26 protein-coding genes and 1 other annotated feature are annotated in these 25,488 nt (G+C 62.0%); of the genes, 10 read left to right on the top strand and 16 right to left on the bottom strand.

The window, feature by feature from the left end; translation table 11 throughout:
• Positions 1–4 precede the first annotated feature (4 nt).
• From hisH to hisL, 6 genes are all read right to left on the bottom strand, one after another.
• Positions 5–595, bottom strand: coding sequence for an imidazole glycerol phosphate synthase subunit HisH (hisH, locus tag RE418_RS22840; protein WP_025302189.1), 591 nt, complete (start codon positions 593–595; stop codon positions 5–7).
• The gene (hisB, locus tag RE418_RS22835; protein ID WP_016928404.1) at positions 595–1,662 is read right to left on the bottom strand and encodes a bifunctional histidinol-phosphatase/imidazoleglycerol-phosphate dehydratase HisB; all 1,068 of its coding nucleotides are present in this window, start codon (positions 1,660–1,662) and stop codon (positions 595–597) included. Before hisB ends, hisH begins: the two co-directional genes overlap by 1 nt.
• Positions 1,659–2,747 carry a histidinol-phosphate transaminase gene (gene hisC, locus RE418_RS22830; protein ID WP_049205882.1) on the bottom strand — a complete coding sequence of 363 codons (1,089 nt, stop codon included), beginning with the start codon at positions 2,745–2,747 and terminating at the stop codon, positions 1,659–1,661. The genes hisB and hisC overlap by 4 nt, the downstream gene beginning before the upstream one ends.
• On the bottom strand, positions 2,744–4,051 hold the full coding sequence (gene hisD / locus RE418_RS22825; RefSeq protein WP_089180715.1) for a histidinol dehydrogenase: 1,308 nt from the start codon (positions 4,049–4,051) through the stop codon (positions 2,744–2,746). The genes hisC and hisD overlap by 4 nt, the downstream gene beginning before the upstream one ends.
• A 4-nt stretch (positions 4,052–4,055) precedes the next feature.
• A complete protein-coding gene (hisG, locus tag RE418_RS22820; protein ID WP_015377256.1) occupies positions 4,056–4,955 on the bottom strand; it encodes an ATP phosphoribosyltransferase in 900 nt (299 codons plus the stop codon).
• 71 nt (positions 4,956–5,026) lie between these two features.
• Positions 5,027–5,153 (bottom strand) — a sequence feature (His leader region).
• The gene (hisL, locus tag RE418_RS22815) at positions 5,129–5,176 is read right to left on the bottom strand and encodes a his operon leader peptide (protein WP_100396937.1); all 48 of its coding nucleotides are present in this window, start codon (positions 5,174–5,176) and stop codon (positions 5,129–5,131) included. (Overlaps the previous feature by 25 nt.)
• Positions 5,177–5,405: 229 nt before the next feature.
• On the opposite strand from hisL, the gene RE418_RS22810 reads away from it, so the two are divergent.
• A complete protein-coding gene (locus RE418_RS22810; RefSeq protein WP_043137858.1) occupies positions 5,406–6,230 on the top strand; it encodes an SDR family oxidoreductase in 825 nt (274 codons plus the stop codon).
• A gap of 15 nt (positions 6,231–6,245) precedes the next feature.
• Here RE418_RS22810 and RE418_RS22805 read toward each other — a convergent pair whose 3' ends face one another.
• Positions 6,246–7,130 (bottom strand): LysR family transcriptional regulator, encoded by an 885-nt coding sequence (locus tag RE418_RS22805; protein WP_089180716.1) that lies wholly within the window; start codon positions 7,128–7,130, stop codon positions 6,246–6,248.
• Between the two features lie 137 nt (positions 7,131–7,267).
• On the opposite strand from RE418_RS22805, the gene RE418_RS22800 reads away from it, so the two are divergent.
• Entirely contained in the window at positions 7,268–8,458 is a 1,191-nt protein-coding gene (locus RE418_RS22800) for an MFS transporter (RefSeq protein ID WP_025302194.1), read from the top strand.
• Here the strand turns inward: RE418_RS22800 and RE418_RS22795 are convergent.
• Positions 8,449–9,354, bottom strand: a complete 906-nt coding sequence (locus tag RE418_RS22795; protein WP_025302195.1) for a LysR family transcriptional regulator — start codon at positions 9,352–9,354, stop codon at positions 8,449–8,451. The genes RE418_RS22800 and RE418_RS22795 overlap by 10 nt on opposite strands.
• Before the next feature lie 249 nt (positions 9,355–9,603).
• Between RE418_RS22795 and speB the strand changes: the two genes are divergently transcribed.
• From speB to RE418_RS22775, 4 genes are all read left to right on the top strand, one after another.
• Positions 9,604–10,536 (top strand): agmatinase, encoded by a 933-nt coding sequence (gene speB / locus RE418_RS22790; RefSeq protein ID WP_043137848.1) that lies wholly within the window; start codon positions 9,604–9,606, stop codon positions 10,534–10,536.
• A 77-nt stretch (positions 10,537–10,613) separates the two neighbouring features.
• On the top strand, positions 10,614–11,999 hold the full coding sequence (locus tag RE418_RS22785) for a sodium:solute symporter (RefSeq protein ID WP_049205893.1): 1,386 nt from the start codon (positions 10,614–10,616) through the stop codon (positions 11,997–11,999).
• 16 nt (positions 12,000–12,015) lie between these two features.
• Positions 12,016–13,443, top strand: coding sequence for a cytosine permease (locus RE418_RS22780; RefSeq protein ID WP_049205896.1), 1,428 nt, complete (start codon positions 12,016–12,018; stop codon positions 13,441–13,443).
• Positions 13,440–14,252 carry a nitrilase-related carbon-nitrogen hydrolase gene (locus tag RE418_RS22775; RefSeq protein ID WP_089180717.1) on the top strand — a complete coding sequence of 271 codons (813 nt, stop codon included), beginning with the start codon at positions 13,440–13,442 and terminating at the stop codon, positions 14,250–14,252. Before RE418_RS22780 ends, RE418_RS22775 begins: the two co-directional genes overlap by 4 nt.
• Positions 14,253–14,326: 74 nt before the next feature.
• Here the strand turns inward: RE418_RS22775 and RE418_RS22770 are convergent, their stop codons facing one another.
• Both RE418_RS22770 and RE418_RS22765 read right to left on the bottom strand, forming a co-directional pair.
• On the bottom strand, positions 14,327–15,310 hold the full coding sequence (locus tag RE418_RS22770) for a magnesium and cobalt transport protein CorA (RefSeq protein ID WP_043137840.1): 984 nt from the start codon (positions 15,308–15,310) through the stop codon (positions 14,327–14,329).
• A gap of 11 nt (positions 15,311–15,321) precedes the next feature.
• Positions 15,322–15,741 carry a GNAT family N-acetyltransferase gene (locus RE418_RS22765; RefSeq protein WP_025302201.1) on the bottom strand — a complete coding sequence of 140 codons (420 nt, stop codon included), beginning with the start codon at positions 15,739–15,741 and terminating at the stop codon, positions 15,322–15,324.
• A gap of 130 nt (positions 15,742–15,871) precedes the next feature.
• Between RE418_RS22765 and RE418_RS22760 the strand changes: the two genes are divergently transcribed.
• Positions 15,872–16,972, top strand: a complete 1,101-nt coding sequence (locus RE418_RS22760; protein ID WP_049207932.1) for a PQQ-dependent sugar dehydrogenase — start codon at positions 15,872–15,874, stop codon at positions 16,970–16,972.
• A gap of 13 nt (positions 16,973–16,985) precedes the next feature.
• On the opposite strand, the gene RE418_RS22755 is transcribed toward RE418_RS22760, so the two are convergent.
• Together RE418_RS22755 and RE418_RS22750 are read right to left on the bottom strand one after the other, a co-directional pair.
• Positions 16,986–17,606 (bottom strand): glutathione S-transferase family protein, encoded by a 621-nt coding sequence (locus tag RE418_RS22755; protein WP_025302203.1) that lies wholly within the window; start codon positions 17,604–17,606, stop codon positions 16,986–16,988.
• An 89-nt stretch (positions 17,607–17,695) separates the two neighbouring features.
• Positions 17,696–18,352: an HAD family phosphatase gene (locus tag RE418_RS22750; protein WP_025302204.1), complete on the bottom strand. Its 657-nt coding sequence runs from the start codon at positions 18,350–18,352 to the stop codon at positions 17,696–17,698.
• 107 nt (positions 18,353–18,459) lie between these two features.
• Here RE418_RS22750 and RE418_RS22745 point away from each other — a divergent pair, with 107 nt between their 5' ends.
• Positions 18,460–18,696, top strand: coding sequence for a hypothetical protein (locus tag RE418_RS22745; protein ID WP_072008235.1), 237 nt, complete (start codon positions 18,460–18,462; stop codon positions 18,694–18,696).
• A complete protein-coding gene (locus RE418_RS22740) occupies positions 18,641–19,663 on the top strand; it encodes an isopenicillin N synthase family oxygenase (protein ID WP_089180718.1) in 1,023 nt (340 codons plus the stop codon). The genes RE418_RS22745 and RE418_RS22740 overlap by 56 nt, the downstream gene beginning before the upstream one ends.
• A 59-nt stretch (positions 19,664–19,722) precedes the next feature.
• Here RE418_RS22740 and RE418_RS22735 read toward each other — a convergent pair whose 3' ends face one another.
• Together RE418_RS22735 and RE418_RS22730 are read right to left on the bottom strand one after the other, a co-directional pair.
• Positions 19,723–20,868 (bottom strand): PLP-dependent aspartate aminotransferase family protein, encoded by a 1,146-nt coding sequence (locus RE418_RS22735; protein ID WP_025302206.1) that lies wholly within the window; start codon positions 20,866–20,868, stop codon positions 19,723–19,725.
• A 12-nt stretch (positions 20,869–20,880) separates the two neighbouring features.
• Complete coding sequence (locus RE418_RS22730; protein ID WP_089180719.1) at positions 20,881–22,248, bottom strand: cystathionine beta-synthase; 1,368 nt, start codon at positions 22,246–22,248, stop codon at positions 20,881–20,883.
• Between the two features lie 466 nt (positions 22,249–22,714).
• Between RE418_RS22730 and RE418_RS22725 the strand changes: the two genes are divergently transcribed.
• Entirely contained in the window at positions 22,715–23,920 is a 1,206-nt protein-coding gene (locus RE418_RS22725) for a serine hydrolase (RefSeq protein ID WP_043137823.1), read from the top strand.
• A gap of 97 nt (positions 23,921–24,017) precedes the next feature.
• Here RE418_RS22725 and RE418_RS22720 read toward each other — a convergent pair whose 3' ends face one another.
• Positions 24,018–24,509 carry a fimbrial protein gene (locus RE418_RS22720; RefSeq protein WP_225735588.1) on the bottom strand — a complete coding sequence of 164 codons (492 nt, stop codon included), beginning with the start codon at positions 24,507–24,509 and terminating at the stop codon, positions 24,018–24,020.
• Between the two features lie 19 nt (positions 24,510–24,528).
• Positions 24,529–25,347: a fimbrial protein gene (locus tag RE418_RS22715; protein ID WP_038630232.1), complete on the bottom strand. Its 819-nt coding sequence runs from the start codon at positions 25,345–25,347 to the stop codon at positions 24,529–24,531.
• Between the last annotated feature and the right edge of the window lie 141 nt (positions 25,348–25,488).

Below are 25,488 nucleotides of genomic sequence, written 5' to 3'. Positions count from 1 at the left end.
CTGCCTACATCTCCAGAAAGTTTTTCAACAGTTGCGCGCCGGCCGCTCCAGATCGTTCTGGATGAAACTGCACGCCGAAGAAGTTGTCTTTTTGCACGGCGGCGGTGAAGGGCTCGCCGTAGTTCGCCTGGGCGATGGTGCTGGGGCATATCGGCATCGCATAGCTGTGTACGAAATAGAAGTAGGCGCCGTCATCGATGCCGCGGAACAGATGGTGGCCCGCCTGCGCGGACACCTGGTTCCAACCCATGTGCGGCAGTGGCAGGCCGAAGTCGGTCATCTGCTTTACTGGCGTATCGATGAGGCCGAGCGTCGTCACGCCGCCGTTCTCTTCGCTGCTGGCCGCCAACAGCTGCATGCCGAGGCAGATGCCCAGCACCGGTTGAGAGCAGGCTTTGATCAGTTCGATCAGATCGCGTTCGCGCAGTTGATCCATCGCCGCCTGTGCGGTGCCGACGCCCGGCAGGAACAGCTTGTCGGCGCGTAGCACGATCTCCGGATCGCGGCTCACCGCCGGCTGGTAACCCAGGCGCCGCACCGCGTAGGTGACGGAGGCCAGGTTGGCGCAGCCGGTATCCAAAATCACCACGTTCATCACAGCACTCCTTTCGAGCTCGGCAGGGTATTGCCTTCGACGCGTATCGCCTGGCGCAGCGTACGGCCAAACACTTTGAACAGGCTCTCGACCCGGTGGTGGTCGTTTTTGCCCTTGGTCTTCAGGTGCAGCGTGCAGCCCATGGTGTAAGAGAGCGAACGGAAGAAGTGCTCGACCATTTCGGTGCTGAGATCGCCGACGCGCTGATAGTTGAACTCGGCTTTGTACTCCAGGTGCGGGCGGCCGGAGATATCCAGCGCGCAGCGCGCCAGGCATTCGTCCATCGGTAACACGAAGCCGAAGCGGGCAATACCGCGCTTGTCGCCCAATGCCTTGTTCAGCGCTTCACCCAGCGCCAGGCCGGTGTCTTCCACCGTGTGGTGATCGTCGATATACAGGTCGCCTTTGACGTCGATCTCCATGCGGAAGCCGCCGTGGGTGGCGATCTGATCCAGCATGTGGTCGAAGAAGCCGACGCCGGTTTTGATTTTGCTGCCGCCTTCGCGATCCAGCCACACGTTGACGTCGATCTGCGTCTCTTTGGTCACGCGGTTAACCCGCGCGTGACGGTCACGCAGGGTCAGCTGGCGCACGATCTCTTTCCAGCCCAGCACGCCGCGCTGGTAGCGCAGCCCCTGGATGCCCATATTTTCCGCCAACTGCACATCGGTCGGCCGATCGCCGATCACGTAGCTGTGCGCGGTATCGAGCACGCCGGGTTCGAGGTAACCCTTCACCAGCGCGGTCTTCGGCTTGCGGCAGTCGCAGTTGTCCGCCGGCAGGTGCGGGCAGATCAACACATCGGTGAACTGAATGCCCTGCGAGCTGAGGATCTGCATCATCAGGTTGTGCGGCGGATCGAAGGTTTCCTGCGGGAAACTGGCGGTGCCGAGCCCATCCTGATTGGTGATCATCACCAGCTGATACCCCGCCTGTTGCAGCGCCAGCAGGGAAGGGATCACGTCTGGCTCGAGCGCCAGCTTGTCCAGGCGATCGACCTGGAAATCTTCCGGTGGCTCGGCGATCAGCGTGCCGTCACGATCGATAAAGAGGATTTTTTGGCTCACATTGGCTCCTGGCGAGTCGGGTTGGCGCCGGGCAGGGCGGACAAAGCGTCCACCACGCGTTGACATTCGTCGCGGGTGCCTATGGTGATGCGCAGGCAGCCGGACAACCCGGGCTGTTTGTTTTGGTCTCGTAAGATAATGCCCTGATCCCACAAGCTTTTAAACACATTACTTGAGGCGGTGAAGCGGGCCAGCAGGTAATTGCTGTCGCTGGCGAAAACCTGCTCGACGCAGGCGCATTTCTCCAGCTGTTGCTGCAGCCAGCTGCGGGTGGCGGCGATATCGGTGACGCGCTGGCGCATGGTGCGGATACCTTCTTCGCTCAGCGCCTGCGCGGCGATATCCGCCACCGGCGTCGAAAGCGGGTAAGGCGCGATCACCTTCAGCAGCAGGGCAATCAGATCTTCATTGGCGAGCGTAAAGCCGCAGCGCAGGCCAGCCAGCGCAAAGGCCTTCGACAGCGTGCGCAGGATAGCCAGGTGCGGATAGTCGCTCAGCCAGCCGGCCACCGTGGCCTGCGGGCAAAACTCGATATAGGCTTCGTCCACCGCGACGATCGCCTTGCCTTTGGCCAACTCCAGCAGGCTGCGCAGAGAGTCAGGGTCGATCAGGTTACCGGTTGGGTTGTTCGGGCTGCAGACGTAGATCAGCTTTACGTTGTCCAGGCTGTCCGCGATAGCTGGCAGATCCAGCTGCCAGTCTTCTTTGGCGGCTACGGTGCGGCGCTCCACGCCGAAGGTTTCGGCGCTGACGGCGTACATGCCGTAGGTCGGCGGGCAGAACAGAATGGCGTCTTTGCCCGGCTCGCAGAAGGCGCGGATCAGCAGCTCGATGCCTTCATCGGCGCCGCGGCTGACCAGCACCTGCTCTTTCTTGACCCCAGCATAGGCGGCGTAGCGTTCGATCACCTGCGCCGGCTGGCACTCCGGATAGCGGTTGAAGGTTTGCGCGGTCAGCTGGAATTCCGGGGCGATCGGGTATTCGTTGGCGTTCAGCCACACGTCGCCCTTACCGCCGAGGCGGCGCGCCGATTGATAAGGGGTCAGCTCGCGAACGTTGGCGCGCGCCAGTTTTTCGATGCTCATGCTTGCTCCTTCAGGGCGGCGACGCGCAGGGTCACGGCGTTCTTGTGGGCGATCAGCTGCTCGGCGGCAGCCAGCGTCTCGATGGTGGCGGCCAGGTTGCTGAAGCCCTGCGGCGTCAGCTCCTGCACCGTCATGCGTTTTTGAAAATCGGCCAGCCCGAGGCTGGAGCAGGTGGCGGTGTAGCCGTAGGTCGGCAGCACGTGGTTGGTGCCGGAGGCGTAATCGCCGGCGGACTCCGGCGACCAGTCGCCGAGGAACACCGAACCGGCGCTGGTGATGCTGTCCACCAGTTCGCGCGCATTACGGGTCTGAATAATCAGGTGCTCCGGGCCGTAGCGGTTGCTGATCGCCACGCACTCAGTCAGATCGCGCGCTACGATCAGGCGGCTGCTCGCCAGCGCCTGGCGTGCGGTGTCGGCGCGCGGCAGCTCGGCCAGCTGGCTTTCCACCGCTTCGGCCACCGCCTGCGCCATCGCCGCGTCCGGCGTCAGCAGGATCACCTGCGAATCCGGGCCGTGTTCGGCCTGCGACAGCAGATCGGAAGCGACGAACGCCGGGGTGGCGCCGGCGTCGGCGATCACCAGCACTTCCGAAGGGCCGGCCGGCATGTCGATGGCCGCGCCGTCGAGGCGCTGGCTGACCTGCCGCTTGGCTTCGGTCACGAAGGCGTTGCCCGGCCCGAAGATCTTCGCCACGCGCGGCACGCTTTCGGTGCCGAACGCCAGGGCGGCGATCGCCTGCGCGCCCCCAACCTGAAACACTTCCTGCACGCCGCACAGCTGCGCCGCATACAGGATCTCATCGGCGATCGGCGGCGGCGAGCACAGCACCACCCGGCGGCAACCGGCGATGCGCGCCGGCGTCGCCAGCATCAGCACGGTAGAGAACAGCGGCGCCGATCCGCCGGGAATATACAGGCCCACCGAGTCGATTGGGCGGGTCACCTGTTGGCAGCGCACGCCCGGTTGCGTTTCGACGTCCACCGGCGGCAGTCGCTGCGCGTTGTGGAAGGTTTCCACGTTGGCGACGGCCACCGCCATCGCCTGTTTGATGTCATCACCCAACCGCGCGGCGGCGGCGGCGATCTGCTCGGCGCTGACGCGCAGCGCCGAGACTTCCGCCTTGTCGAAACGGGCGCTGTAGTCGCGCAGCGCCCGATCGCCATTGGCCTTCACGTTGTCGAGGATCTCACTCACCGTGCGGGTGATGCTGTCGGAGGCGGCAATCGCCGGGCGCATCAGCAGCTCGGCCTGGCGTTCGGCGCTGCACGTTGCCCAATCGATCGGCGTGTTGAAGGTCGACATGGCGTTACTCCATCATCTTTTCAATCGGCAGCACCAGAATCGAGCTGGCGCCGAGCGCTTTCAGTTTTTCCATGGTTTCCCAGAACAGGGTTTCGCTGCTGACCATGTGCATCGCCACGCGATTCTGCGCGCCGGCCAGCGGCAGAATGGTCGGGCGTTCGGCGCCCGGCAGCAGCGCGACGATCTCGTCCAGCTTCTCGCTCGGCGCGTGCAGCATGATGTATTTGGATTCGCGCGCCTGGATCACGCCCTGAATGCGGGTCATCAGGCGGTCAATCAGCTGCTGTTTGGCTTCAGGCATTTCGCCGTCGCGCTGGATCAAGCAAGCTTTGGAGCGGTAGATCACCTCCACTTCGCGCAGGCCGTTGGCCTCCAGCGTGGCGCCGGTAGAGACCAGATCGCAGATGGCGTCGGCCAGGCCGGCGCGCGGCGCGACTTCCACCGAGCCGTTCAGCAGGCAAGATTTGAAGCGCACGCCTTGTTTGTCGAGGTATTGCTTCAGCAGGTGCGGATAAGAGGTGGCGATGCGGGCGTCCTGCAGGCTTTGCGGGCCGGCGTATTCGGCGTCGAGTGGGGTGGCCAACGACAGGCGGCAGCCGCCGAAATCGAGGCGGCGCAGGGTGAAGTAACGCGGGTCTTCACCCTGGGCGCGGCGGCTGAGCAGCTCTTCTTCCAGCACGTTCTCGCCGATGATGCCGAGATCGACCACGCCGTCCATCACCAGGCCCGGGATGTCGTCGTCGCGCACGCGCAGGATATCGATCGGCATGTTTTCGGCGAAGGCGATCAGACGCTGCTGCTGCAGGTTGATCTTGATGCCGCAGCGTGCCAGCAGTTCCTGGGATTCATCGCTCAGGCGGCCCGACTTCTGCATTGCGATCCGTAAACGTGTCTTGTCCAGCATGGTAACCTCTGTTTAATCTGTAATTTTATGAATTTATTGTAAAAAACTTTCTTTTCTGTCTGTCCGGAGCCAAAAAAAAACCCTCGGAAGAAATCTTCCGAGGGCTCTCTCTTGCGTTCTGCGCGCCACTGGAAGATTAACAAACCGTCTTCCAGCACACATCGCCTGAAAGACTAGTCAGGGTGATGGTGATGATGGTGGTTGAACTGAACGCGTGTCATGGTGTTTTTCTCTAATCAAAAGCCGGTAAAAACCGTATGCCAATTAAGCTAAACTATCCGCTGTCCACCGTGCAACCCTTTTTTAACGTCATAAATTTAATTTATTGAAACAGGTTGAGTTATTAGCCACACACGGCTTTACCTAACCTTAAGCCGGGCAGATTGTATCGCCGTGTACAGTGGCGTAGCCTTAGGGGCAGGGCGCTGCGATCTTCAGGAGAGGAAGAGGATGAAAAAGGTAGCCATTATTGGTTTAGGTTGGCTGGGCATGCCGTTGGCGTTATCGCTGATGGGCCGCGGGTATGATGTGGTCGGCAGCAAAACCACGCCGGACGGCGTCGAGGCCGCGCGCATGAGCGGCATTGAATGCTATCAACTGGAGCTGACGCCGGAGCTGGTGTGCGATCCGGACGATCTGGAATCGCTGCTGCGTGTGGATGCGCTGGTGGTGACGCTGCCCGCTCGCCGTACCGTCGAAGGCAGCGAGAACTATTTCAATGCGGTGCGCATGCTGGTGGACAGCGCGATGGCCTTTGGCGTGCCGCGGGTGATCTTTACCAGTTCCACCTCGGTGTACGGCGAAACTGCCGGCACGCTGCGCGAAGAGTCGCCGCTGCGGCCGGTCTCGCCGTCGGGCCGGGTGTTGGCCGAGCTGGAGCGCTGGCTGCATGAATTGCCGAACACCTCGGTGGACATTCTGCGGCTGGCGGGGCTGGTGGGCGCCGATCGTCACCCCGGCCGCTTCCTGGCGGGCAAACTCGACGTGAAGGGCGGGTCGCAGGGGGTGAATTTGGTGCACCAGGACGACGTCATCGCCGCCATCCAACTGCTGCTGAAGCTGCCGAGGGGCGGTCACGTGTACAACCTGTGCGCGCCGCATCATCCGGCCAAACGCGAATTTTATCCTGCGCTGGCCGAACAGCTGCACCTGGCGCCGCCGCAGTTCGCCGACGAAGCGGATCAGGATGAGCGGCTGGTGGACGGCAACCGCATCTGCAACGAGCTGGGTTTTGAGTACCAGTATCCCGATCCGGCGCGTATGCCGGTCAGTTAAGGCGGCATACGTTGTTTAAAGCGGGAAAAGGTGGCTCGTCACAAAGTCGACGAACAGCCTGATTTTGACTGACAGGTGGCGGCCCGACGGCCAGAGGACATGAAAAACCATGTTCTCGCGGTTGTAGTCATCCAAAACCGTCACCAGGCTGCCCTGTTCCAGTTGTCTGCGCACGGCGATCTCCGGCAAATAAGCGATGCCCAGCCCTTGTTCGGCGAAGCATACCTGCGGATCGAGGGTATTTGTCACCATGCTGGCCGGCCGTTCGGGGATCATCTCCGTCTTGTCTCCCAGCGGCCAGACATCCAGTTTGCCGGTGCTGGGAAAGCGATAATGCAAACGGGCATGGCTTGTCAGATCCTCGGGCTTGCGCGGCATACCCACTTTGCTGAAATAACCCGGGGCGCCAACGAAAACCTTGCGGCAGGTACCCAGCCGGCGGGCAACCAGCCGTGAATCGCTCGGGGTTCCGCTGCGGATAACGGCATCGAAACCTTCCTCAATCACGTCAACCAGCCGATCCGAATAATCAATATCCAGCTCGATCTCAGGATAGCGGCGCTTGAAGTCCCCCAGTTTTGGCATGAAAAGCGTGCCCAGCGACGGGAGACTGATGCGCAGCTTGCCCTGAGGTGTTCCCCGCGTTTGCAACAGTTCGGCTTCCGCCTCTTTCACCTCACTCAAAATGCGTCGGCACCTTTCCAGAAACAAGGCCCCTTCCGGTGTCAGGTTGACCGTGCGGGTAGAACGGTGAAACAGGCGCACGCTGAGCCGTTCCTCCAGCCGGGCGATGGTCTTGCTGACCGCCGAGGCGGAGATCCCCAGCTGTTGCCCGGCCGCCGTGAAACTGCGGCTTTCACTGACCCGCACGAAAACGTCGAGAGAACCCAGACTTTCCATAGGCTTCCATTCTATTGATGAACTTTATGTCATGAGTGTTGTTCACTTTAGCCTGTTTTTCTTTTATCAGCGAGTGGGCAGCATGATGCAAACGTCATCCGCGATGGGCGGAAACATCTTTGAATGGGGAGTGATTAATGAATCAAACGACGATATCTGCGCCTGCCGAGGGCATCGATCGGTTGCCGCTGGGCGGCCTGCTGGCGTTGGCGATGGCCGCTTTTATCACGCTGCTGACCGAGATCATGCCGGCGGGCGTGCTGTCTTCGATCGCGGGCGATTTGAATGTATCTGAAAGCCTGGCGGGGCAGTTCATCACCGCCTATGCGGTGGGCGCGTTGGTCGCCGCTATTCCGCTCACCGCATTGACGCAGGGCATGCGGCGCCGCCCCTTGCTGTTGAGCGCGATCGGCGGTTTTGCCATCGTTAACCTCGTCACGGCGCTGTCGAACGATTATCACGTCTCATTGGCGACGCGTTTCTTCGCCGGCGTTTTCGGCGGCATCGTTTGGTCCTTGCTGGCCGGTTATGCGGTGCGCATGTCACCGGCCCACCTTGGCGGCCGCGCTATTGCGATCTCCGGCGCCGGCGCCACTTTGGCGTTGGTGCTTGGCGTACCGCTCGGCACGTTGCTTGGCCGAGCCATCGGCTGGCAGGGCGCCTTTGGTCTGATGACGTTGATGGCGCTGGTGCTCGTGGTGTGGATCATCGCCATCGTGCCGGATTTCCCCGGCCAGGCTAAGGCGCATCGGCCGTCTCTGAGCGGCGTATTCTTGCAACGGGGGATCCGCGCCGTGCTGTTCGTGGTGTTCACCTTTATCGTTGCCCATAACATTCTGTATATCTACCTGGAGCCTTTTCTCAAGCCGTCGGGGTTGTCCGAGCGGGTTGATATCGTTCTGTTTATCTTCGGGCTGGGCGCGATTGCCGGATTGGGCGTCGCCGGGATGCTGGTCGATCGGCGAGTCCAATCTCTTACGGTGATGAGTATCGTCATCTTTGCTCTCGCTGCCGTGCTGCTGGGGAGTGGGGGACGGATGATCCCGATGGTCTATCTCTCCGTGGCTTGTTGGGGCTTGGCTTTCGGCGGTTTCGCCACCCTCACGCAGACGGCATTGTCACGCCTTTCCGGTCGCGCGGCCGACGTGGCGCAGTCCATGTATACGACGGGCTGGAATACCGCCGTGGCAGCCGGTGGCGCGGTCGGCGGCATGTTGCTCGACAAGGGCGGGGCGCCCTCTTTCGCCTGGGCCATCATCGGATTACTCGTCCTGTCTTTAACCGGCACGCTGTTTGCCATGAATCGGGCGCTGGCCTCTCAGCGATGAGGTGATGGGCGTGCGGCGCGCGCCAAATCCTCCAGCAGCGCGTTCAGCGCCTCGTCGGGCTGGACGGGGCGGCTGACCAGGCTGAGCGTGGCGCGGTATGAGAGCGCCGTACCGCCCAACTGCCGAAGCAGCCCCTGTTCCACCCAACGCGCCGCGTAGTGGGTGGGCAAATAGCCGAGACAGGTGCCGCTCAGCACCAGATGGGCGACGCTTTCCATATGGTGGGCCACCGCGGCCAGATGCGGCGGCGCGATCGGGCACAGCTGCTGCGCCAGCAGGTAGCCGCGCTTGACCCAGCGCGCGTTTTCAATCTGCTCGCGCCCCGGTTCTTCTACCGCGAACAGCGGGTGATCCCTACTGCAGTAGATCGCCTGCGTCTCCTCCAGCCACGGCTGATAACGCAACGCCTCCAGCTGCTGGCCGAAGTAGCCGATGCCCAGATCGAGCTGCCGGTGCAGCAACCCTTGTTCAATCTCGTTCGGCGAACAGATGCGGCACTGCAATTGCACGTCCTGATGTCGGCGTTGGAAGTGTTGGATGGCCTGACTGAACGGATTGCCCGGCAGCGAAACCAGATTATCCACCAGACCGATCTGCAGATCGCCGGTCAGCAGGCCGTTCAGCGACTGGCTGACCCGGGTGAAGTCGCGGGCGGCGTTGAACAGCGAGCGGCAGGCGATCAGCATGCGTTCGCCCTTGGGCGTCAGCCGGAAGCCGGAGCGGCCGCGTTGACACAGGCGAAAACCCAGCCGGGTTTCCAGCGAGGCCAGGTGGGTGCTGATGGTGGATTGGTTCATCAACAGCGCTTCCTGTGCGGCGCTGACGCCCTGGGCTTCCGCCACCGCGACGAACACCCGCAGCAGTTTCAGATCGATATCGCTTAGGTTGGTGAGCATCGCCCCCTCCGCAGAACGTCGGCCGGTTAACCCATTTTTAACATCGAAGAAATAGGTGCGGCGCTGAAGATATGGTCTTCCTTATGGCATGAATTTGAAATAAAAATCAATACTTCAATAGGTTAGTTGCATCGCGTTTTCCGATGTTTACATGCAAAAGCGGGAATGGTAGCCGAGGCGGCCAACGGGGTAGTCTGCGAATGTTGCTCAAATGTTTCAATTCATCGCAGATCAAGACAAGGATACGCCATGCTGAACCAACCCCAAAGCGGTAACGACATGCCGCGCTTTGCCGGTATTCCCACCATGATGCGCCTGCCCGCCGCCGAACAGGCGCACGGTCTGGACGCCGCCTTTGTCGGCATTCCGCTGGATATCGGCACCTCCAACCGCAGTGGCACCCGCTATGGCCCGCGCCAGATCCGCCAGGAATCGGTGATGATCCGTCCCTACAACATGGGCACCGGTTCCGCCCCGTTCGAACGGCTGCAGGTGGCCGATCTGGGGGATGTCGCCATCAACCCTTACAGCCTGGCGGACAGCGTGCAGCGCATCGAGGCGGCTTATCACGAGATCCTGGCACACGGCTGCATGCCGTTGACGCTCGGCGGCGATCACACCCTGACGCTGCCGGTGCTGCGCGCCGTCGCCCGCCGACATGGCCCGGTCGGGCTGATCCACGTCGATGCGCATTCCGATACCAATGAGGAGATGTTCGGCGAACAGCTGGCGCACGGCACCACCTTCCGCCGCGCGTTTGAGGAGGGGCTGCTGGCGCCCGAAAAGGTGGTGCAGATTGGCCTGCGCGGCAGCGGCTATGCGGCGGATGACTTCGATTGGTCACGGCGCCAGGGCTTCCGCGTGGTGCCGGCCGAGGCCTGCTGGCACCGGTCGCTGACGCCGCTGATGGCGGAGATCCGCGAGCAGATGGGCGATGCGCCGGTTTACCTCAGCTTCGATATTGACGGGTTGGATCCGGCCTTTGCGCCGGGTACCGGCACGCCGGAGGTCGGCGGGCTGTCGGTTTGGCAGGGGCTGGAGATCGTACGCGGTTGCCGCGGGCTGAACCTGGTGGGCGGCGATGTGGTGGAAGTGTCGCCGCCTTACGATCGCTCCGGTAACACGGCGCTGCTGGCCGCCAACCTGCTGTTTGAAATGTTGTGCGTGCTGCCGGCCCGCTGAGGCCGGCGTACTGACCCTACCGGCGGAGCGGTTGCGTCGGGCCCCCTGATAACAATAACAACGGAGTGGAGGTACCCATGAATCTCGATCTGCTGGTTGTGGTGATTTACTTTCTGGTGATAGGCGCGGTGGGATGGATGGGCATTCACCGCGCCAATTCCAAAGAGGCGTATCTGGTGGCCGGGCGCAACCTGGGGCCGGGGCTGTATCTGGGCACGCTGTCGGCGGTGGTGCTCGGCGGTGCGTCGACCATCGGCAGCGTCAAGCTCGGCTACACCTACGGCATCTCCGGTGTCTGGCTGTGCGGCGCGCTCGGGCTGGGCATCGTGGTGTTGAGCCTGGCGCTGGCCAAGCCGCTGCTCAAACTGAAGCTGTATACCGTCAGCCAGGTGCTGTCGCGGCGTTATCACCCGGCCGCGCGGGTCACCAGCGGCGCGATCATGCTGGCGTATGACCTGATGGTGGCGGTGACCTCGATCATCGCCATCGGCAGCGTGATGCAGGTGATGTTCGGCCTGTCGTTCAGCGCGTCTATCCTGCTTGGCGGCGGGCTGGTGGTGCTGTATTCAACGCTGGGGGGCATGTGGTCGCTGACGCTGACCGACATCATTCAGTTCATCATCATGACCGTCGGCATGATGCTGGTGCTGATGCCGATGAGCATCGTCAAGGCCGGCGGCTGGGAGGCGTTCACCAGCCTGCTGCCCGCCGGTTACTACCAGCTGTCGTCGATCGGGCTGGACACCATTCTGGTGTTCTTCCTGATCTACTTCTTCGGCATTCTGATCGGCCAGGACATCTGGCAGCGGGTGTTCACCGCCCGCAGCGCCAATGTGGCGCGCTTCGCCGGGCTGGGCGCGGGCGTCTATTGCGTGCTGTACGGCGTGACCGGCGCGCTGATCGGCATGGCCGGCAAGATCGTGCTGCCGTCGCTCAGCAACACCGACGGCGCCTTCGCCGCTATCGCGCAGGCGGTGTTGCCGGTCGGCGTCAGCGGGCTGGTGGCCGCCGCGGCGTTGGCGGCGCTGATGTCTACCGCCAGCGCCTGCTTGCTGGCGTCTTCCACCATCGCGCTGGAGGACGTATTGCCGGCCATCCGCCGCAAACCTTCCGGCGGGCTGGCCGCCGGGCGCTTCACCACGCTTTTCATGGGTGTGGTCATGCTGGGGCTGGCGTTTGTGGTGCGCGACGTGCTGGCGGCGCTGACGCTGGCTTACAACCTGTTGGTGGGGGGCATGTTGATCCCGTTGGTGGGGGCGATCTTCTGGCCGCGCGCTACCAGCGCCGGCGCGATTGCCAGCATGCTGACCGGCAGCCTGTGTGTGGTAGGGCTGATGATCTGGCACGGCATCGATGCCAACAGCCCGATCTACGGCGGTCTGCTGGGCGGCGGCGTCGCCTTCGTGTTGGGCAGCCTGTTGAGCCGCCCGGCAGCGCAGCTGCAGCCGCAAACCGAGCGTTGAAACGACGAGGTGGGACATGAACAATCGCAATGTGGCGTCACGCCCAAAAATTGAAGTGCGCTCGATAGACTATGTGCCCCGTCACGAGCGGCATGGCAAGGTTTGGCATCAGGCGCCGTTTTGGTTTACCGGTAATTTCGTTTTGACGACGATGGTGGTCGGTTTCAGCGGCCCGGCGTTGGGGTTGGGCGCGCTTTATTCGATGCTGGCCATTGCCGTCGGCGTGGGGTTCGGCACGTTCTTCATGGCGTGTCATGCCAATCAGGGGCCGCGCATGGGGCTGCCGCAGATGATCCAGTCACGGGCCCAATTCGGCCTGCGTGGCGCCATCGTTCCCTTTGCCGCCGTGGTGTTTGTTTACATCGGTTTCAACGTGTTCAACGTTATTCTCGCGACCGATGCGATCAACACGGTGTTGCCGGGCCACCGTCTGCCTTGGTATGCGTTGCTGATCGCGGTGGCCGTGCTGTTGGCGATCGTCGGCCACGACATGCTGCATGCGGTGCAGCGCTGGCTGACCTATGTGATGATGGCAGTGTTCGGCGTGCTGACGGTCGGCGCCGTGTTGTCGCTGCGGATGGACGCCGTCGTCGGCGCTGGGCATTTTTCGTGGGCGGCCTTTTTGATTCAGCTGTCTGCCGCCGCCGGCTATCAAATCAGCTACGCAGTGTACGTTTCCGACTACTCGCGTTATTTACCGCATGAAACGCCGTCGGCCAACGTGATCTTTTGGACTTACCTGGGGGCGGCCGGATCGGCGCTTTGGCTGATGTCGCTGGGCGCGTTTCTGGCTTCAGCCTTACCGGCCCCCGATGCGATCGGCAGCGTACAGGCGGTGGGTAATGCCGTCTATCCTGGGTTTGGCACGTTGGCCGTGCTGATCGCCGTGCCCTCGCTGGTCGGTATCATGGCGGTCAACTGTTATGGCGCAATGCTGACCAGCCTCAGCGCGATTGACGCGTTCCGTAAAGTGACGCCAACGTTGAAATTACGCATGGCCGGCATTGGCGTCGTCGCTATGACGGTGTTTGCGGTGGCGTTGGCCATCCCGGCGAGCTATCTCGCCAGCTTCAATACCTTCGTACTGCTGATGCTGTATTTTCTGGTGCCCTGGACGGCGGTGAACCTGATGGACTTTTACGTGGTGCGCGGCGGGCATTACGCGATAGGTGAAATCTTCAACCCGTCGGGGATCTACGGCCGCTGGGGCGGCTCCGGTCTGACGGCTTACGCGGTCGGTCTGCTGGCGATGGTGCCGTTCATGACGTTGGGCTTTTACACCGGTCCCTTTGCTGTTTTACTGGGCGGCGCGGATATCGCTTTTCTGATCGGCCTGCTGGTGGCCGGGAGCGTTTATGTCGTAATGTGCCGTAAGCTCGATCTTGAAGCCGAACGGCGGGTGGCGTTGCGCTGCGAGGGGTTATTGGAAGGAGAACCGGAGTGAAGGAAAAAATCAGCGTCGCATGCTGCCAGTTAGCGTTGCGGGTAGGGGAAGCGGAGCACAATCGGGCGCTGTCCGCCCAGGCTATCCGCCGGGCGGCGCAGCACGGCGCCAACGTCATCGTGTTGCCGGAGTTGGTGAACAGCGGCTACGTGCTGCGCGATAAGGCGGAGGCGCTGGCGTTGGCCGAGGCCGAAGACGGGCCTAGCCTCAGCCTGTGGGGGGGACTGGCGCGTGAGCTGGATGTGGCGATCGTCGCCGGTTTCTGCGAGCGCCTGCCCGAGGGTGAGGTGGCCAACAGCGCGGCATTGATCGATGCGCAGGGGGTGAGGGCGATTTATCGCAAGGCCCACCTGTGGCATGAAGAGAGCACGATCTTTACCGCCGGCGATCGGCCACCGCCGGTCGTCGAGACCCGCTTTGGCCGCTTGGCGGTGATGATCTGTTACGATCTCGAATTCCCTGAGTGGGTGCGGCTGCCGGCGTTGGCCGGCGCTCAACTGCTGTGCGCGCCGGTCAACTGGCCGCTGGCGCCGCGCCCGCAGGGTGAACGGCCGGCGGAGATGGTGAAGGCGCAGGCCAACGCCGCCGTCAATCGGCTGTTCATTGCGGTGTGCGATCGCTGCGAAACGGAGCGCGGCGTTGCGTGGATCGGCGGATCGGTGATCGTCGACGCCGATGGTTATCCGTTGACGCAGAGCCTGGAGGGCGAAGGCATGGTGCTGGCATCGATGGATATCGGCGCAGCCGATGACAAGCACATCGGCCGCCACAATCACGTGCATCGCGATCGACGGCCGATGCTGTACTGAAGCAACGGGGCGGCCGGTGGATCCGGCTGCCTCGCAGAGCGTCTTTGCCGGCGGGAAAAGCCGCCGTTTTGGCGCTACAGCCAGCCCGATTTCTTCAGCTTCTGATACAGGAAAATGCAGCCGACGGCGGTCACTCCCAGCGTGGCGTGATAGGCCCACGGGAACTTCAGTTCCGGCATATCGGCGAAGTTCATGCCGTACAGGCTGAAGACCACCGTCGGGATGGCCAAAATCGCCCCCCAGCCCGCCAGCCGTTTCACCACTTCGTTCTGTTTGACCGTCACCAGCGCCAGGTTGACGTGCATGGCGTTGGTCAGCATTTCGCGCATGTCGTCGATGTTGCTGACCACCTGATGCGCGTGATCCTGCACGTCGCGCACGTAGGCGCGCAGCTCCTTCGGGATCACCTCTTCGTGCAGGCGGATCAGCTGATTGCAGATTTCATCCATCGGCAGCGCGGCGTTGCGCAGCGCCAACAGGTGGCGGCGCAGGGTATAGACGTTCTCGATCGCCGCCTGATCGAACTCCGACTGGAACATGTTGGCTTCGATGTTCTCGATGGTGCTCTCGAAGCGCGTCACCACACTGCGGTAGTTGTCCACCACGAAGTCCAACACCGAATAGAGGGCAAAGCCCGGCCCGTGGCACATCTGCTTGTGGTTCTCTTCCGCCTTGGCGCGGATCGGCGCGTAGCTGGGCGAGGCGCCGTGGCGCACCGTCACCAGAAAGTTTTTGCCGACGAAGAAGTGGGTTTCGCCGTATTCGATTTCGTCGTGTTCGCCCCACTGCGCGGTTTTCACCACGATGAACAGCGAGTCGCCGTAGGTTTCCAGCTTCGGCCGCTGATGCGCGCACAGCGCGTCTTCGATCGCCAGATCGTGCAGGCCAAACTCCTCCTGCACCTTGCGCATAAACGCCGGCTCCGGCTGCCGCAGCCCCAGCCATACGAAGGTGTCCGGCTGTTTGACCACCTCACTGATATCGTCGATGGTCACTTCGCCCAGCCGTTGGCCGGCTTTGTACGCCACACAGTTCACCACCATGCTTTTGCTGTCCATCCGTCCATCCATTAATCAGTCAGGGTTTTGGTGAGAAAATAACACTCATGTTCCACCGGATAATCTTTCAGCGTCATTTGCAACTGATAGCCGAGTTTTTCGTAGAACGGCCGCGCCTGGAAGCTGAAGGTATCCAGGCGAGCGTAGCGGCAGCCGCGCGCCTGCGCCTCGCGTTCGGCGGCGCGCATCAACCGGCCGCCGAGGCCGCTGCCGCGCTGGGTATCCGCCACCCACAGCCACTCGACGCTCAGCCAGTTGCCCCAGGTTTCGGCGGTCAGGCCGCCGATCACCGTACCGGCTTCGTCGCGCGCATAGACGCTGAGCGGCTTGCGGTGGCTGGCGTCGATATGCGGCAGGTTGTAAGCGCGCAGCCCTTGCCTGATCGCATCGAGGGTTTGTTCGTCAATCGCGTCGGTAACGGTAATGTCCATTTTTCCTCCTGGGTGATGCGTTAACTTAAGCACACTACGGCCAAAAGGCAACCTATTGAAATGTAATGCAAACGACCACATCCGCTGAGTGGGCTACACTAAACGGGTCATTTCACCCCAGGAGGACACCATGCCCCGATTGACTCTGCTGGCCGGTTTGCTGCTGTGCAGCGGCCTGCTGCACGCCGCGCCGACGGTCAGCCAACTGCAGGACGGCCTGGAACACCCCTGGTCGCTGGCCTTCTTGCCGGCGGATCAAGGCCTGCTTATCACTGAACGGCCCGGTCGGCTGCGGCTATGGCAGCCGGGCAAAGGCCTGTCGGCACCGATCGCCGGCGTGCCGCAGGTCTACGCCGAGGGGCAGGGCGGCCTGCTGGAGGTGTTGCCGGCCCCCGACTTCGCCGCCAGCCGCCGGGTATACCTCAGCTTCGCCGAACCGGGCGAGGGCGGCAAAGCCGGCACGGCGGTCGGCTATGGCCGCCTGAGCGACGATGGCGCGCGGCTGGAGAACTTTAAGGTGATCTTCCGTCAGCAGCCCAAGCTGTCGGTCGGCAATCACTTCGGCGGCAAGCTGGCGTTCGACAGGCAAGGCTACCTGTTTATCGCGCTGGGTGAAAACAACCAGCGGCCGACGGCGCAGGAAACCGACAAACTGCAGGGCAAGCTGGTGCGGCTGACCGCCGAGGGCGCGATACCACCAGATAATCCCTGGGTCGGCCAGGCAGGTAAACGCCCGGAGGTCTGGTCTTACGGCCACCGCAATCCGCAAGGGCTGGCATTGAACCCGCGGAGCGGCGCGATCTGGGAACACGAGCACGGCCCGCGCGGCGGCGATGAGCTCAACATCCCGCTGCCGGGTAAAAACTACGGCTGGCCGCTGGCCACCTACGGCATCAACTATTCCGGCCAGCCGATCCCGGAGGCGAAAGGAGAGCGGGTGCCCGGCACCGAACAACCGCTGCACTATTGGCGAGTCTCGCCCGGCCTCAGCGGCATGGCGTTCTATGACGGGCAGCGCTTCCCTGCCTGGCGTCACTCGCTGTTCATCGGCGCGCTGGCGCAAAAGGAACTGATTCGCCTGACGCTGGAGGGTGACAAAGTGGTGGCGGAAGAGCGGCTGCTGGGCGATCGCGGCGAACGCATTCGTGAGGTGCGCAGCGGGCCGGATGGCTACCTGTATCTGTTGACGGACGAACGGGACGGCAAGCTGCTGAAGGTCGGGGCGTCGTAACGCCCCGCACGCATCAGGTGAGCTCGCTCATCACGCCGCGCTGATAGGCCGGGCGAGCGCGCAGTTGCTGATACCAGCGCTCCATGTTCGGCCGTGGGCGGCGGGCGATCGGCATCTCGAACCAGCCGTAGGCGAAGCTGCCGAGCGGAATATCGCCGAAGCCGAACGCGTCGCCGGAGAGGTAAGGCTGGTGCGCCAACGTCTGTTCAATGATATCGAAGTGTTTTTCCAGCGTGGCGATCGCCGCTTCTATTTTCGCCATGTCGCGCAGCTCCGGCGCGGTGCGGATCAGGCCCCAAAAGACGATGGTGAAGGCCGGAACGATGGTTGAGGTGGTCCAGTCCATCCATTTCTCGGCGGCGGCGCGCGCCTGCAGATCTTGCGGATAGAACGTCGCGTCGCCGAATTTCGCCGCCAGGTAGCGCACGATGGTGTTGGACTCCCACAGCACGAAGTCATCGTCCTGCAGCAGCGGCACCAGGCCGTTCGGGTTCAACGCGCGGTAACTCTCTTCGTTGACCTTGCCGAACGCGCCGCCGGCGTTGATGTGGGTATAGCTCAGCCCCAGTTCGGCGGCGCACCACAGCACCTTCCTGACGTTGTTCGAATTCTCACGACCCCAAATGGTCAGCATGGGATAACTCCGTTAGCGGATTAAAGACCCTTAATACCTACGCCACAATGCGCTTTTTGTCACACCGCAGGGCATTTTTTGTCTGCCGATCAACGCTCCCAGCGGCACACTTCCCAGCCGTGCTCCGCCGCTAGCGCGCTCAGTTCGCTGTCGGGGTTGATCACCGTGGCGCTGTCGACGAATTGCAGCATCGCCTTGTCGTTGAGAGAGTCGCTGTAGCCGTGGCTGTGCTCGAACTTCAGGTGCGGATGCTGCGCAAGCCAGTGCTGCAGGCGGATCACCTTGCCCTGTTGGTAGGTCATGGTGCCGTAGGTGTGGCCGGTGAAGCGACCGTCGCTGATTTCCACGCCGATTGCCAGCGCATCGTCGGCGCCGAGCTGTTCGGCGATCGGCGCCACCAGGTGCTCGCCGGTGGCGGAGATCACCAGGATGCAGTCGCCGCGTTCGCGGTGCCACTGCAGGCGCTCACGGGCGGCGGGATAGACGCGCGGCAGGATATCGCGGCGAATGTAGCGTTGCACCCAGCCGGCCACGGTTTGCACGCTCAGGCCGGTCAGCGGCGCCAGCGTGGCCTGCATGTAGTCCTCCATCGACAGCTTGCCCTGATAATAGAGCTGCATCAGCTGCTGCTCCTGCAGTTCCAGCTCCGCCGGCGCGAAGCCCTGGCCGACCAGCCAGCGGATCCACAGGCTGGCGCTGTCATCGTCAATCAGGGTTTCATCCAGGTCGAATAAGGCTAAATCCATCAGTATTTCTCCGGCAGGCAGGGTATGAAGTCGTTTACAGGATAGCGGATAGCGCCCATCGCCAGCCAGCGGCGTCGGCGAAATTGCGCAGAGCATAAGAAACATTGATGACGGTTTTGCGACAGTTTGTTGAACGTTTGCATAACTTAGAACGCAACAATATTGGCCGCTCCGGCGAGCGCGGTGATAACTATGGGGCAAATGCAGCTACCCGCTGGGGAGTGACAATGTTGATTATTCGTCTGTATGGCAGCCCGATCGTGATCGGGGAAGAAGAGGAACCGCATGATGACGCATCTGACGACGCTGAAGACGCTGCCGCTGCTGGATCTTTCGCAGCTTGACGGTGATGCGCGCCAGCGGCACGCCTTTCTCGACGATTTGCGCGCGGCGGCCCGCGATGTCGGTTTTTTCTATCTGCGTGGGCACGGCGTAGACGGCGCGTTGAATGCGCGACTGCAGCACGCCGCGCGGCAATTTTTCGCCCTGCCGGAAGCCGACAAGCTGGCGGTGCAGATGGTGCATTCGCCGCACTTTCGCGGTTACAACCGGGCGGCGGCGGAGCTCACGCGCGGGCAGCCTGACTGGCGCGAGCAGTTCGATATCGGCGCCGAACGCCCGGCGCTGACGTTGTCTGACGACACGCCACGCTGGGCACGCCTGCAGGGGCCAAACCAGTGGCCGGCAGCGCTACCGACGCTGAAACCGCTGCTGCTGCAGTGGCAACAGGCGATGACCGCCATGTCGCTGCGGCTGCTGCGCGCTTTCGCTTTGGCGCTGTCGCTGCCGGAGCAGGCGTTCGATCGCTTGTACGGCGAGAAGCCCAACGAGCACATCAAACTGATCCGCTATCCGGGGCGGGAGGCTACCGGCAGCGCACAGGGCGTTGGCGCACACAAGGACTCCGGGTTTCTCAGCTTCCTGCTGCAGGACGCGCAAAAAGGGCTGCAGGTGGAGGTGAGCGAAGGGCGGTGGATAGACGCGCAGCCGCGTGAAGACACTTTCGTGGTGAACATCGGCGAGCTGCTGGAGCTGGCGACCAACGGCTATCTGCGCGCCACGGTGCACCGGGTGGAGACGCCGCCGGCAGGGCGCGACAGGTTGTCGATCGCGTTCTTCCTCGGCGCACGGCTGGACGCGGTGGTGCCGCTGTATCAACTGCCGCCGCCGTTGGCGGCGCAGGCTCGGGGCCCGGCCAGCGATCCGCTCAACCCGCTGCTGCGCGACGTGGGGTATAACTACCTGAAAGGCCGCATTCGTTCCCACCCCGATGTGGCACAGCGCTTTTATCGGGACGTCATCGGCGTCTGAACATCAGGCACAAAAAAGCCCGGCGCGCCGGCCGGGCTGATGACGATTGATTCAGGCGATTATTCCGCCAGCGCCTGCTGCAGATCGGCGATCAGATCTTCCACATCCTCAATCCCTACCGACAGGCGCACCAGCTGCGGCGTGATGCCGGTTGCCAGGCGCTGTTCCAGCGGAATGGAGGCGTGCGTCATGCTGAACGGCTGGCTAATCAGGCTTTCCACGCCGCCCAGGCTTTCCGCCAGGGTGAACAGGCGCGAACGCTGGATGACCCGACGCGCATAGGCGTCGTCGCCTTTCAGCCGTACCGAGATCATGCCGCCGAAGCGCGTCATCTGGCGTGCCGCCAGCTCATGCTGCGGATGGCTCGGCAGGCCGGGATAGTAGACGTTTTCCACCTGCGGCTGGCTCTCCAGCCACTGGGCGATGCGCAGCGCGCTGTCGCTGTGGCGCTGCATGCGCAGGGCCAGGGTGCGAATGCCGCGCAGCGTCAGGAAGCTGCTGAACGGATCGAGAATGCCGCCGACCGCGTTTTGCAGGAAGCCGAGCTGTTCCGCCAGCGCCGGGTTATCCCCCACCGCCGCGACGCCCGCCACCACGTCGGAGTGGCCGTTGAGGTATTTGGTGGCGGAGTGCACCACCACGTCAAAACCTAGATCCAGCGGACGTTGCAGATACGGCGAGGCGAAGGTGTTGTCCGCCACGCTGATGAGCTGATGCTTTTTGGCGATCGCGGCGATGGCGCTCAGATCCGCCAGCTTGAGCAGCGGGTTGGTCGGCGTTTCGACCCAGATCATTTTGGTATCCGGTTCGATCGCCTGTTCCAGCCCGGCGAGATCCGCCGGCGACACGTAAGTCACGCGCAGGCCGGCGGTGCGGCTGCGCACTTTTTCCAGCAGGCGATAGGTGCCGCCGTACAGGTCGTCTACCGCGATCAGGTGGCTGTCTTTATCGAGCAGCTCCAGCACCGTGGAACAGGCCGCCAGACCGGAGGCGAAGGCGTAGCCGCGGCTGCCGCCTTCGAGTTCGGCGATGGCGCTTTCCAGCGCGGTGCGCGTCGGGTTGGCGCTGCGGGAGTATTCGTAGCCGGTATGCTCGCCCGGTGCCGGTTGGGCGTAGGTGGAGGTGGCGTAAATCGCCGGCATCACTGCGCCGGTCGCGTCCGGGGTGTAACCGGCGTGAACGGTCAACGTATCAAACTTGGCCATAATGGGTCCTTATTAACGTAATTTTTGGCGCCAGGAGTTAAGCACGTCTGTGCGGGTAATCAGGCCGAGGAAGCGCTCGCCGTCGAGCACCACCGCGACGTGGCCATGGTTGAAGGTGGCCTGTAATTCCTCGTAGCCGGCTTCCTTTTGCAGCGTCTGGACCTGCTTGGTCATCGCGCTGCCGGCCGGCAGGCTGAAGTGGGCGGCGTCGGCCTGGACGGCGTTCAGCAGATCCCACTCATCGATCAATCCGACCACCCGATCGCCTTCCAGCACCGGTAGCTGCGAGATGTCGTACAGCCGCATGCGGGCGTGCACGATCGCCAGCGTGTCGTCCGGCGCGGCGGAAACGGCGGCGCCTTCGTCGTGGCGATAGGCGATCAGATCGCGCAGATCGCCGTGCTGCGGTTTGCTCAGCAGGCCCTGCTCCAGCATCCAGTGGTCGTTATACATTTTAGACAGGTATTTGTTGCCGCTGTCGCAAACGAAGGTCACGACCCGCTTGGGTTCGGTTTGCGCGCGGCAGTAACGCAGAGCGGCGGCCAGCAGGGTGCCGGTGGACGATCCCGCCAGCACGCCTTCCTTGCGCAGCAGATCGCGCGCGGTGGTGAAGGCCTCCGCGTCGCCGATGCGGTAAGCGTTGCGGACCTGGTCAAAGTCGCTGAGCGGTGGGACGAAGTCTTCGCCGATGCCCTCAACTAACCAACTGCCCGCTTCGCCGATGTGGCCGTTGTCGAGATAGTCCGCCAGGATAGAGCCGGCAGGGTCGGCGAGCACAAATTCCGTCTGCGGCGAAACGTCGGCGAAATAGTGGCTCAGCCCGCCCAGCGTGCCGCCGGAGCCGACACCGACGACGATAGCGTCCACGTCATGCTCCATCTGCTGCCACAGTTCGGGCGCGGTGGTGGTGGTATGGGCCGCCGGATTGGCCGGGTTGTTGAACTGATCGATATAAAAGGCGCCGGGGATCTCTCCAGCGAGGCGTTTGGCGTAATCCTGATAGTAAGCCGGGTGCCCTTTGCCGACGTCCGAACGGGTCAGCAGCACTTCCACGCCCAGTGCGCGCAGGTGGAAGATCTTTTCGCGGCTCATCTTGTCCGGCACCACCAGCAGCAGCTTATAGCCTTTCAGCGCCGCTACCAGCGCCAACCCCAGGCCGGTATTGCCGGCGGTGGCTTCGATGATGGTGCCGCCCGGCTGCAGTTTGCCGTCGCGCTCGGCCTGTTCGATCATCGACAGCGCGACGCGGTCTTTGATCGAACCGCCGGGGTTTTGGTTCTCCAGCTTGACGAACAGCCGGCATGGGCCGGTATCGAACTGGGTCAGTTCCAGCATCGGGGTATTGCCAATCATCTCGATGACGGAATGGGGGATCGCCATGACTCATCTCCAGGATTATTCGGTATAAAAGTCGTTGTGCGGATGATAGCGCTGAGGATAAGCGCTTTAAAAAGAACAAATAACGGTTCTATATGCCATTATGGAATATATTAATCTTTTTTGGACGTATGGAAGCGCAGATGTTTAGCGGTGCAGATGCTTGGCCGTTTAGCCGTGGGTGGGTGTAAAAATGCGCGCCTCGATGCTTTTTTGAACGATAAGTGGGGGGCTGCGTACAGTTATGTAAAAATGCTGAAAATTCACGCTAAACCCTGCAAAAATAAGATAAATCACATAAACTCACAGCAAGGGCATTTTCGGTGCGTTGTGTTACCCGCTATGGGCGCCGCAGGGGGTTGCGGCCGGCATGCGCGCACCGGGCCACTCTCGCTGGTTGGCTTAAAACGTGAACATGTTTGAAAGTTAACGCTATTTCAATGGTTTGAATGGACACTCTGGCGACGTCATGATGAAAAAAAACTTATCCACTTCCCTGAAAAAACTGACCTTCAGCGTAGGCATCCTGTTGCTGGCTGCCCCGGCCGTGCGCGCCGCCGAGCCGCCGGCGCCGCCGCAGGTAGACGCCAAGGCCTACATTCTGATGGATTACAACAGCGGCAAGGTGCTGACCGAAGGCAATGCCGACACCCGTCTCGATCCCGCCAGCCTGACCAAGATCATGTCCAGCTACGTGATCGGCCAGGCGATCAAGGCCGGCAAGATCAAGCCGGAAGACATGGTCACCGTCGGCAAAGACGCCTGGGCGCCCGGTAACCCGGCGCTGCGCGGCTCTTCGCTGATGTTCATCAAGCCGGGCGATCAGGTGCCGGTGCTGGAACTGAATAAGGGCATCGTGATCCAGTCGGGTAACGATGCCAGCATCGCGCTGGCAGACTACGTGGCGGGCAGCCAGGATTCGTTCGTTGGCCTGATGAACAACTATGCCAAATCCCTGGGCCTGCAGAATACCCACTTCCTGACGGTGCACGGCCTGGATGCGGAAGGGCAGTACAGCACCGCGCGTGACATGGCGCTGTTGAGTCAGGCGCTGATCCGCGACGTGCCGGACGAATACGCGCTGCATAAAGAGAAAGAGTTCACCTTCAACAAGATCCGCCAGATTAACCGCAACCGTCTGCTGTGGAGCAGCAACCTGAACGTCGACGGTATCAAGACCGGTTACACCAGCGGCGCCGGCCACAACCTGGTGGCGTCCGCTACCGACGGACCGATGCGTCTGATCTCGGTGGTTTTAGGCGCGCCGAGCGATCGCGTGCGCTTTAGCGAAAGCGAAAAGCTGCTGACCTGGGGCTTCCGCTTCTATGAAACCGCGACGCCGATCAAGGCCGATAAACCGTTCGTCACCCAGAAAGTGTGGTTCGGCGACGTCAGCGAAGTGCCGCTTGGCGTGGCGAAAGACGCCTCGGTCACCATTCCGAAAGGGCAGATGAAAAACCTGAAGGCCAGCTACAAGCTGACCCAACCGACGCTGGAAGCGCCGCTGGCGAAAAACCAGGTGGTCGGCACCATCGATTTCCAGCTGGACGGCAAAACCATCGAACAGCACCCGCTGGTGGTGATGCAAGAGGTGAAAGAGGGCAACTTCTTCAGCCGCATCTGGGATATGGTGATGATGAAGCTGAGCCAGTGGTTCGGCGGGATCTTCGGCTGAATAGCCTGATGTAAGGAGCGCCCCGGGCGCACCATCCTCGACCAAGCCGCAACGGAGATGTTGCGGCTTTTTTTCGCGAGTTTCTGCGGCGCGGTGATTAAAAGTAGTCCACCAGCATGGTGGCGCCGCTGGTGAAATCGCCTTCCGCCAGGGTGACTGCGCTGTTTTTTACCGGCACCGCATCAAGCGTCGGCGGATTGGCGTAGTCGATGTCCAGCGGCGTATTGATGGCGAAGGCCTTACCGTTGGCCAACAGCTTGATGCCCAATCCATTGACGCTGCTGGTTAACACGCTACCGTCGAAGGCCGCCGCGCCGCCCATGATCTTCATTTTCAGCTGGCGGCTGTTATCCAGAAACTCGCATTTGATGCTGTAATCGATGCGTTGCATATAGCGGTTGCCGTCGATGCGCTTGATGCCGACCTTGCCGAAGTCGATATCGATGGTGCGCCCGTCGTTGATCACGCAAGGCGGAGGCGCCACTACGGTGGCGGTGATGTTGACTTTGGTGCCCTGATCGGCGGCCTGAGCGGCCGAGCTAATCAATTCCAGCGCCAACAGCAGGGCGCAGCCCGTTTTTATCGTCATGTTCATTCTGGCTCCCGTCTCAAGGTGCGCTGAAGATCAGCGTGGCCGAGCCCGACAGCGGACCGGTGGCGATGCTGGTGTAAGGGACATTGTTCTTCACCGGCACAAAGGTCACGGTATCGTTACCTAGGCCGTTGACGATGCGTGTTCTGAAGGCATTGTTGGGTTTCACCACCGCGCCGTTATACACCATCGCCACGCCGACGTTAGGATTGGTGGTCTTGATAAAATCGCTGGAGAAGCCGCTGGCGTCGCTGACCATGCGGATCAGAATATCCTGCGTCGCACTCTGATCGTCGCACTGGTAGCTGAGCGCTTTGTCCTGTTTGATCTGGGCATCGCTGGCGCTTTGAGTCAGAAAGTCCTGGCGGATCTGACCAAAATCGACATTAATCTGCTGGCCGTTGTTAATGGTGCAACTGGTGGTGACGAAGTAGGCGTCGTTGTCGGCGATCAGGCGCCAGCGATAAACGCCGCACTGCGGACAACCCGGCTGATCGTTGGTCTGAATAAAGTTGATTTGGCCGATGACGTCGCCCTTGTTCACCTTGATGTCCGGCGTTGGGAAACGGTTCAACACGATATAGACCCGGATGGCGACAGACTGGGTCTGCAAGCCGGTGAGGCTGAGTACGCTGATGCCGGCAGGCACCGGGGAGTTATAGTCGCTGCCGTTGATGGTGGTACCGCTGCCGATGGCGCCAAAAATCGCACTGTTCATCGACAGCGCCGGACTGTCGGTTTTGAGATAGTCATACCAGCTCGCGACGTCGTTTTTACAGGTGACCTGGCTGACGTTGACGATTTCGTTTTTGCCATAAGAAAGCTGCGGCCCGATGCGAACCCGGACGTCAACCGGCGTGGTCGAGCCCCCGGGTGGAATCAGTCCGCCATCGGACGTGCGGCAGGTAAATGCGTTGGCGTTGCCAAGCAGCAGGAAGAAAGAGAGTGCCAGGCAGCAACGTAAAAATAGCAGGGC

It is taken from the genome of Serratia sp. szju, assembly GCF_044594185.1.
Classification (GTDB): domain Bacteria; phylum Pseudomonadota; class Gammaproteobacteria; order Enterobacterales; family Enterobacteriaceae; genus Serratia; species Serratia bockelmannii.
Note: the sequence above shows the minus strand (reverse complement) of the source record. Positions and strands in the feature narration are given on the sequence as shown.

What these genes read in the sequence shown, in the direction of transcription:
- RE418_RS22780 (WP_049205896.1), top strand. Translation starts at nt 12,016, where the DNA reads ATGAACAATCGCAATGTGGCGTCACGCCCAAAAATTGAAGTGCGCTCG.
- RE418_RS22755 (WP_025302203.1), bottom strand. Translation starts at nt 17,606, where the DNA reads ATGCTGACCATTTGGGGTCGTGAGAATTCGAACAACGTCAGGAAGGTG.
- hisH (WP_025302189.1), bottom strand. Translation starts at nt 595, where the DNA reads ATGAACGTGGTGATTTTGGATACCGGCTGCGCCAACCTGGCCTCCGTC.
- RE418_RS22735 (WP_025302206.1), bottom strand. Translation starts at nt 20,868, where the DNA reads ATGGCCAAGTTTGATACGTTGACCGTTCACGCCGGTTACACCCCGGAC.
- RE418_RS22810 (WP_043137858.1), top strand. Translation starts at nt 5,406, where the DNA reads ATGAAAAAGGTAGCCATTATTGGTTTAGGTTGGCTGGGCATGCCGTTG.
- RE418_RS22740 (WP_089180718.1), top strand. Translation starts at nt 18,641, where the DNA reads ATGACGCATCTGACGACGCTGAAGACGCTGCCGCTGCTGGATCTTTCG.
- RE418_RS22720 (WP_225735588.1), bottom strand. Translation starts at nt 24,509, where the DNA reads ATGACGATAAAAACGGGCTGCGCCCTGCTGTTGGCGCTGGAATTGATT.
- RE418_RS22785 (WP_049205893.1), top strand. Translation starts at nt 10,614, where the DNA reads ATGAATCTCGATCTGCTGGTTGTGGTGATTTACTTTCTGGTGATAGGC.
- RE418_RS22730 (WP_089180719.1), bottom strand. Translation starts at nt 22,248, where the DNA reads ATGGCGATCCCCCATTCCGTCATCGAGATGATTGGCAATACCCCGATG.
- hisG (WP_015377256.1), bottom strand. Translation starts at nt 4,955, where the DNA reads ATGCTGGACAAGACACGTTTACGGATCGCAATGCAGAAGTCGGGCCGC.
- RE418_RS22760 (WP_049207932.1), top strand. Translation starts at nt 15,872, where the DNA reads ATGCCCCGATTGACTCTGCTGGCCGGTTTGCTGCTGTGCAGCGGCCTG.
- RE418_RS22725 (WP_043137823.1), top strand. Translation starts at nt 22,715, where the DNA reads ATGATGAAAAAAAACTTATCCACTTCCCTGAAAAAACTGACCTTCAGC.
- RE418_RS22745 (WP_072008235.1), top strand. Translation starts at nt 18,460, where the DNA reads ATGACGGTTTTGCGACAGTTTGTTGAACGTTTGCATAACTTAGAACGC.
- RE418_RS22765 (WP_025302201.1), bottom strand. Translation starts at nt 15,741, where the DNA reads ATGGACATTACCGTTACCGACGCGATTGACGAACAAACCCTCGATGCG.
- hisC (WP_049205882.1), bottom strand. Translation starts at nt 2,747, where the DNA reads ATGAGCATCGAAAAACTGGCGCGCGCCAACGTTCGCGAGCTGACCCCT.
- RE418_RS22770 (WP_043137840.1), bottom strand. Translation starts at nt 15,310, where the DNA reads ATGGACAGCAAAAGCATGGTGGTGAACTGTGTGGCGTACAAAGCCGGC.
- hisD (WP_089180715.1), bottom strand. Translation starts at nt 4,051, where the DNA reads ATGTCGACCTTCAACACGCCGATCGATTGGGCAACGTGCAGCGCCGAA.
- RE418_RS22750 (WP_025302204.1), bottom strand. Translation starts at nt 18,352, where the DNA reads ATGGATTTAGCCTTATTCGACCTGGATGAAACCCTGATTGACGATGAC.
- RE418_RS22805 (WP_089180716.1), bottom strand. Translation starts at nt 7,130, where the DNA reads ATGGAAAGTCTGGGTTCTCTCGACGTTTTCGTGCGGGTCAGTGAAAGC.
- RE418_RS22800 (WP_025302194.1), top strand. Translation starts at nt 7,268, where the DNA reads ATGAATCAAACGACGATATCTGCGCCTGCCGAGGGCATCGATCGGTTG.
- speB (WP_043137848.1), top strand. Translation starts at nt 9,604, where the DNA reads ATGCTGAACCAACCCCAAAGCGGTAACGACATGCCGCGCTTTGCCGGT.
- RE418_RS22795 (WP_025302195.1), bottom strand. Translation starts at nt 9,354, where the DNA reads ATGCTCACCAACCTAAGCGATATCGATCTGAAACTGCTGCGGGTGTTC.